Source organism: Methanomethylovorans sp., assembly GCF_050177135.1.
Classification (GTDB): domain Archaea; phylum Halobacteriota; class Methanosarcinia; order Methanosarcinales; family Methanosarcinaceae; genus Methanomethylovorans.
Window position 1 is genome coordinate 1 of record NZ_JBFXHJ010000141.1, and the last position, 5,643, is coordinate 5,643.

Consider the following 5,643-nt stretch of genomic DNA (forward strand, 5'->3'; position numbering starts at 1 on the left):
AGTTTCCCTCGTGACAGGCGCTTTTTGCATTATCTTATGTAGCGCATTATGGTTGACTGTACACTCATCGAATGGCTCTGCCATGTTCTTGTGCAAGGACCTAAAAATGCGCATCCGTGGGATGGGATTATATCTATATCAATATTACGCATAAATATATAACAAATATACAATGTGACCCTCAAAGCTGGTTACAACATGAAAAATCTTATTAACGATCATGAACATTTACCCTTTTAATATCACAGCTTTTTGTGGATCTACTATAAATAAGGGCACAGCAACGGGTTTCAAATGTCCAGTGAACAGATCATTTATGGTAAGATCATCCTGGGACCTGAACCGGAAACCATAGAAGGATACATCTGTCTGAAAGATGGGGTCATAATTGACATAGGAGAAGAGAACACGAGCAGTGACATCATTATTTCTCCCTGTCTGGTGAACTCTCATACTCACATAGGTGATTCGGTTCTCAAAGACCCTGTACTTGGAAAGACAGTAGGCAACCGTGTAGAACGTGATCTGGATTCCCTTGTCAAGCCGCCGGATGGTCTTAAACATCGCACACTAGAGGCTACTTCACAGTCCAGGCTCATTGAAGCAATGAAAAGGACCATTTCCGACATGATAACTATCGGCACCTCTGCTTTTGCAGACTTCAGAGAAGGAGGGGTGCCTGGAACACTGGCATTAAAAGGTGCTCTTGAAGGCAAAGATATAATGTGCAGGATCCTTGGGCGAATCAGTAGGACAGAAGGCTACAAGACAGATATTGAATATGAAGCTGAACTCTTATTGCAGGAGTCTTACGGACTTGGTATAAGTGGTTCCAGAGATATGGACAAGAATATATTGGAAACATTAAGGGAAGTTGCAGCATCATGGAAGAAACCATTTTTCATTCACGCTGGAGAGAAAAACAGAAGTGATATAGATTCGGCACTTTCCTTAGATCCCGATGTTCTAATACATATGACACATGCAGAACTGCCTGACCTCAGGCAAGTTGCAGATGAGCAAAAACCAGTGGTTGTGTGCCCAAGGTCTAATTTTATAACAGGCGTAGGGATGGCTCCCGTGGAGAAAATGCTTGATCTTGGGATCAATGTAGCTATAGGTACTGACAATGTGATGCTTAATTCCCCCAGCATGTTTGCTGAAATGGAGATACTTGAAAAAATATTTAAAATAGACGATAGACAAGTATTTAAGATGTGTACGCTTAACGGTGCATCAATATTGAATGTCAATAAAGTTGGATATATTGCAAAGGGTCTTAGTCCAAAGATCATGATCCTAAATGGAAGCTCTGACAACCTCACTGGTATCACCGATCCTGTAAGAGGTATTGTCCGAAGGGCAAGACCTGACGATATCCTTACAATTATCAATTAATAAGTTGTGGAGATTGGATAATGACAGCCGAGTTTAAGAAAATATTCATTGCGACAGATGGTTCTGAACAGAACAGAAGAGCTATAGAGTATGGCATAGAACTGGCAAAAATAGCCGGGGGGAAAATATTTGTCGGCTACGTAGTGGACACAGCTGCTTTTGCTTCCATACCCATGGATGCAGGATGGGAAATGATGTATGAGCTTCTGGAAACAGAAGCAAACGATGCTGTACAAAAAGTTGAGCAACTGGCAAAACAAGCAGGCGTGGAAGCAGATACCGTTGTACTTGAAGGTCATCCAAGTAACGAGATCATTGAATTTGCCCAAAAAAATGGGATCGATGTTATAGTCATGGGTACGCTGGGCAAGAGTGGTCTTGACAGATTCCTGTTGGGAAGCGTTGCTGAGAAAGTTACCCGTAACTCCACAGTTCCTGTCCTGGTAGTAAAAGGTGTTTCCTCCAAGAAGGAGTGATCACGGAAGAGGATCTACATGCCTAAAAACATTAAAGTTTCAGATATAATGGTAAAAGATGTTGCCTGTGCAACACTTCCCGGATCGAGGGACGAAGTCCTAGAGATCCTGAAAGCAAAAAGAGTATCAGGGGTGCCTGTGTTAAAGGATGGGAAACTTGTTGGTATCGTCAGCAGGTCAAATCTTTTGCAGAACCCGGAAGAAGAACAACTTGCATTGCTCATGACGAGGGACCCTGTAAGCATAAGTGAGGAAAAGGATATCACAGATGCTGCCAGGCTGATCCTGCAACATAATATCCGCAGGCTTCCCGTAGTTGAAGATGGTAAACTGAAAGGTTTGCTCACAATTGCCGATATTGTTGGTGCACTTGCAGAACTGAATCTGACCAATCACGTAGGTCAGTACAGCAGCAACAAATCAGTACCTGTATGGAGTGAAACCCCTCTTAACGTCGTCGCAAGGATAATGGAACTTTCAGATGTGAAGGCAGTTCCTGTGCTGAGCTCCGAACTGGAACTTGTAGGTATCATCTCGGACAGGGATGTCATAAGCGCCAGTATCATTGAAGACTCGGTAGAGATGTCAAACATGTCCAATGGTTCGGATGATGATCACTGGACATGGGAATCCATGCGTGATACCATGAGCATCTACTATAGTGTTTCAAGGATCAAGGTGCCAAACGTGCTTGCCAGGGATATTATGGTCACTAACCTTGTAAAAGCCTCATATATATCTGGTGTAAGTGAATGTGCACTTAAGATGAAACGTAACCGGATCGATCAGGTCCCAATAGTCAATGCAAACCAGAAGTTCCTTGGACTATTAAGGGATCGTGATCTGCTAAAATCGATCATAAACCTCTGATTTTATTGGCCGGATGCTGTTTCGTGTCCGGCTGTTGCCTTAATGGGGACTTAGAATGGAAAAGCCCTTCATATTTATCAATTCGGCCATGTCTGCTGACGGGAAGATCTCTACATGGCAGAGAAAACAGGTAAGGATCTCAGGAGCTATAGACTTTGATCGTGTGGACCAGTTGCGCGCCACATCAGATGCAGTTATGGTTGGCATAGGCACTGTACTTGCGGATGACCCGAGCCTTACAGTAAAATCTGCTCAAAGAAAAACAGAGCGTAAGGCGAAAGGTCTTGAAGAGAACCCGATACGTATTGTAATAGACAGCCAGGCAAGAACTCCTATTGAGGCTGATATTTTTAAAAAGGGCGAAGGTCAGAGAATAATTGTGATCAGTTCTTCTGCTCCTTCTGAAAGAGCAGAGGCATTGAGGACAAAAGCCAGGGTCATAATCAGCGGGGAAAGCAAGGTAGACCTTCCTGATGCAATGGAACAGCTGTACAGCCTCGGCATCAGGCGTCTGATGATCGAAGGGGGAGCAACACTTAACTGGGCCATGCTCTCAAGCGGACTTGTAGATGAGATATACACTTTTGTGGGCAATATAATAATAGGGGGACAGATGGCCCCTACTCTGGTGGACGGACAAGGCTTCATTGAACACAGCACTCTGCCCCTTGAACTCATATCTGCCGGGAAAGTAGAGGAAGGGGTCCTCTTAAAATGGAAAGTGGTCAACCTTCGTAAATGAATCACAATGGTTTTGTGTTATGATGTATTAACTCCACAAAACCTATATTCACACAAAACAGTATTCTAACTGACAGTTCCAGGTGAATCTATGAACAAATATCTTTTCCTTTATATCGTAGCATTATTAATAAGCTTCTCCGGTTGTCTTGATAGCGGAACTGAATCCTCCGGGAACAGTACAGTGGTGAGTGTTCAGGACCTGCAGCAAGTAGATGAAGCACTTGTTTCAGGGCCGGTTCTTGTAGACATTGGTTTTGCTGCTTGTCCTGCATGTAAGATAATGAAACCTACCATTGAGGAAATTTCACAGGAGTATGCGGGAAAGGCTACTGTGATGTATATTGATACGAGGGAAAAACCAGGAGTTGCCGTGGCTTTTGATGTTTATTCTGTGCCTGACATGTTCGTAATAGTAGGTAACGATTCGGAAGGTTATGTCTATATGACATCTGAAGGTGATATTACCAGAGACAGGAACATTGCAAGGTTCATCGGGGTAACTGACAAAGGAACCCTCACCAAAACGTTGGATATGGCTATTGCATTAAGGAATAATAAGTAAAAGGAACAGGCAAAGGAAGATATGGTCTTTACAGATGTTGACCCTCTTGCTGTGTTACTCGCAGGCATAGTTAGTGTACTTTCTCCATGCACTCTTCCTTTGCTGCCTGCTATTCTGGCTTTTTCCACAAAAGAAGGAAAAAATGGTCCTCTTGCGGTGATAGCAGGTCTGGTGATCTCCTTCACAGCAATGGGTGTGATAACATCTGCTTTTGGAGCATTGTTAATACGCTACATTCCCTATCTGCATCTAATAGCTTCCATTACCATTGTTGTTTTTGGGATAGTTATGCTTTTTGATCTCCAGGTATTCAATCGGTTATCTACCTTCACAAGTAAAGTCCATAATTCTAAGAAGCAAGGACTATTAGGTGGTATCCTGCTTGGGCTCTCCCTTGGCATAATCTGGATACCATGTATAGGCCCATTACTGGGAAGCGTGCTTGTGCTGGTAGCTATGCAGGGCAGTCTGGCTTATGGCGCAACATTGCTGTTCATATACTCGATCGGTTTTGCAGTGCCCATGCTGATCATAGCATATTCTGCAAACGTTTCCTCTATGAGATTGAGATCCATTGCTCGCTATGACTTTATAGTCAAAAAGATAGCAGGCATTTTACTGATACTTACAGGATTATGGATGGCATACACCAGCCAAATAACTACACTTTTCCAGGTTTAAAAAACAAGATCAATAAAGCGGATGCGGGGAATATTATTCCTCGCATTCGTCTTTTGCGTTGGCGATAGCCACAAGTTCGTTGACACAGGCAACAGCAATTGGGGTTCCGCCCCTGGTACCTATACATGTGATGGAAGGTATGTCTGTGTCCCTGACGACCTCCTTGGACTCTGCAGCATTCACAAATCCCACCGGGGTTGCTATAACAAGGGCGGGCCTTATGCCATGCTCCACCATACGGCACACTGCAAGTGCTGCGGAAGGGGCATTGCCTATGGCAACGATAGAGCCTTCCAGCCTGTCCCTGCATGCAAGGAAACCGGCTGCAGTCCTTGTGATGCCGAACTTCTTAGCGATGGCGGCGTCCTTGTCCTCGTCCATCACACAGATGACATCGGACTTGTGCCCCATCTTAGTTATCCCGTATTTTACCATGTTGATGTCCACGAATATGGGGGCACCTTTCTTCAGGGCTTCCACGCCAGCTTTTACAGGGTCTTTGTTGAAATGCATAAGATATGCCATGGAAAGGTCGCCAACTGCAACCATACAGCGCTGACGTATCCTGTCCTCAATGGTCTTGTCTCCAACTATCTGCTTGGCAAGATTGCGGCTTGTCATGTAGATAGCCTTTGCCTCATCGGTCTGAGCACCGAGGTCGGTGCAGATGTCTATAAGTGTGGGATCCATTTTTGTTGTGAACTCCACAAGCTCTTCAAGTGCCGGCGAACCTACCTTTTTTTTGCTTTTAGTAGTCATACTTTCTCTGATACCCCCTTGGAGTGATGATCCTTTCCCCGTTATTGCTCTTCCATATCCTGGACTCGTTGTTAGCTATCAGGATAGTGGTGCTCATGTCCACCCAGTCGTTATAGTTCATAACCTCATCCAGCGTGGTAACAACATAGTCCT

7 protein-coding genes and 1 pseudogene are annotated in these 5,643 nt (G+C 44.3%); 6 read left to right on the forward strand and 2 right to left on the reverse strand.

Annotated elements, in window-relative coordinates; translation table 11 throughout:
• The first annotated feature begins 294 nt into the window (after positions 1-294).
• From AB7U21_RS09955 to AB7U21_RS09980, 6 genes are all read left to right on the forward strand, one after another.
• Complete coding sequence (locus tag AB7U21_RS09955; protein WP_428388713.1) at positions 295-1,398, forward strand: amidohydrolase family protein; 1,104 nt, start codon at positions 295-297, stop codon at positions 1,396-1,398.
• Between the two features lie 20 nt (positions 1,399-1,418).
• Positions 1,419-1,874: a universal stress protein gene (locus AB7U21_RS09960; protein WP_333787732.1), complete on the forward strand. Its 456-nt coding sequence runs from the start codon at positions 1,419-1,421 to the stop codon at positions 1,872-1,874.
• Between the two features lie 18 nt (positions 1,875-1,892).
• Positions 1,893-2,744 carry a CBS domain-containing protein gene (locus AB7U21_RS09965; protein WP_428388716.1) on the forward strand — a complete coding sequence of 284 codons (852 nt, stop codon included), beginning with the start codon at positions 1,893-1,895 and terminating at the stop codon, positions 2,742-2,744.
• A 55-nt stretch (positions 2,745-2,799) separates the two neighbouring features.
• Positions 2,800-3,486: a 2,5-diamino-6-(ribosylamino)-4(3H)-pyrimidinone 5'-phosphate reductase gene (locus AB7U21_RS09970; RefSeq protein WP_428388718.1), complete on the forward strand. Its 687-nt coding sequence runs from the start codon at positions 2,800-2,802 to the stop codon at positions 3,484-3,486.
• Positions 3,487-3,576: 90 nt separating this feature from the next.
• Positions 3,577-4,050, forward strand: coding sequence for a thioredoxin family protein (locus AB7U21_RS09975; RefSeq protein WP_428388720.1), 474 nt, complete (start codon positions 3,577-3,579; stop codon positions 4,048-4,050).
• Positions 4,051-4,071: 21 nt separating this feature from the next.
• The gene (locus tag AB7U21_RS09980; protein ID WP_428388722.1) at positions 4,072-4,731 is read left to right on the forward strand and encodes a cytochrome c biogenesis CcdA family protein; all 660 of its coding nucleotides are present in this window, start codon (positions 4,072-4,074) and stop codon (positions 4,729-4,731) included.
• Between the two features lie 33 nt (positions 4,732-4,764).
• Here the strand turns inward: AB7U21_RS09980 and AB7U21_RS09985 are convergent, their stop codons facing one another.
• Both AB7U21_RS09985 and cbiH read right to left on the reverse strand, forming a co-directional pair.
• The gene (locus AB7U21_RS09985; protein WP_428388724.1) at positions 4,765-5,490 is read right to left on the reverse strand and encodes a precorrin-8X methylmutase; all 726 of its coding nucleotides are present in this window, start codon (positions 5,488-5,490) and stop codon (positions 4,765-4,767) included.
• Positions 5,480-5,643: pseudogene (cbiH, locus tag AB7U21_RS09990) on the reverse strand (precorrin-3B C(17)-methyltransferase); the annotation flags it as partial. The pseudogene cbiH and the gene AB7U21_RS09985, both read right to left, overlap by 11 nt.

What these genes read in the sequence shown, in the direction of transcription:
- AB7U21_RS09980 (WP_428388722.1), top strand. Translation starts at nt 4,072, where the DNA reads ATGGTCTTTACAGATGTTGACCCTCTTGCTGTGTTACTCGCAGGCATA.
- AB7U21_RS09975 (WP_428388720.1), top strand. Translation starts at nt 3,577, where the DNA reads ATGAACAAATATCTTTTCCTTTATATCGTAGCATTATTAATAAGCTTC.
- AB7U21_RS09960 (WP_333787732.1), top strand. Translation starts at nt 1,419, where the DNA reads ATGACAGCCGAGTTTAAGAAAATATTCATTGCGACAGATGGTTCTGAA.
- AB7U21_RS09955 (WP_428388713.1), top strand. Translation starts at nt 295, where the DNA reads ATGTCCAGTGAACAGATCATTTATGGTAAGATCATCCTGGGACCTGAA.
- AB7U21_RS09965 (WP_428388716.1), top strand. Translation starts at nt 1,893, where the DNA reads ATGCCTAAAAACATTAAAGTTTCAGATATAATGGTAAAAGATGTTGCC.
- AB7U21_RS09985 (WP_428388724.1), bottom strand. Translation starts at nt 5,490, where the DNA reads ATGACTACTAAAAGCAAAAAAAAGGTAGGTTCGCCGGCACTTGAAGAG.
- AB7U21_RS09970 (WP_428388718.1), top strand. Translation starts at nt 2,800, where the DNA reads ATGGAAAAGCCCTTCATATTTATCAATTCGGCCATGTCTGCTGACGGG.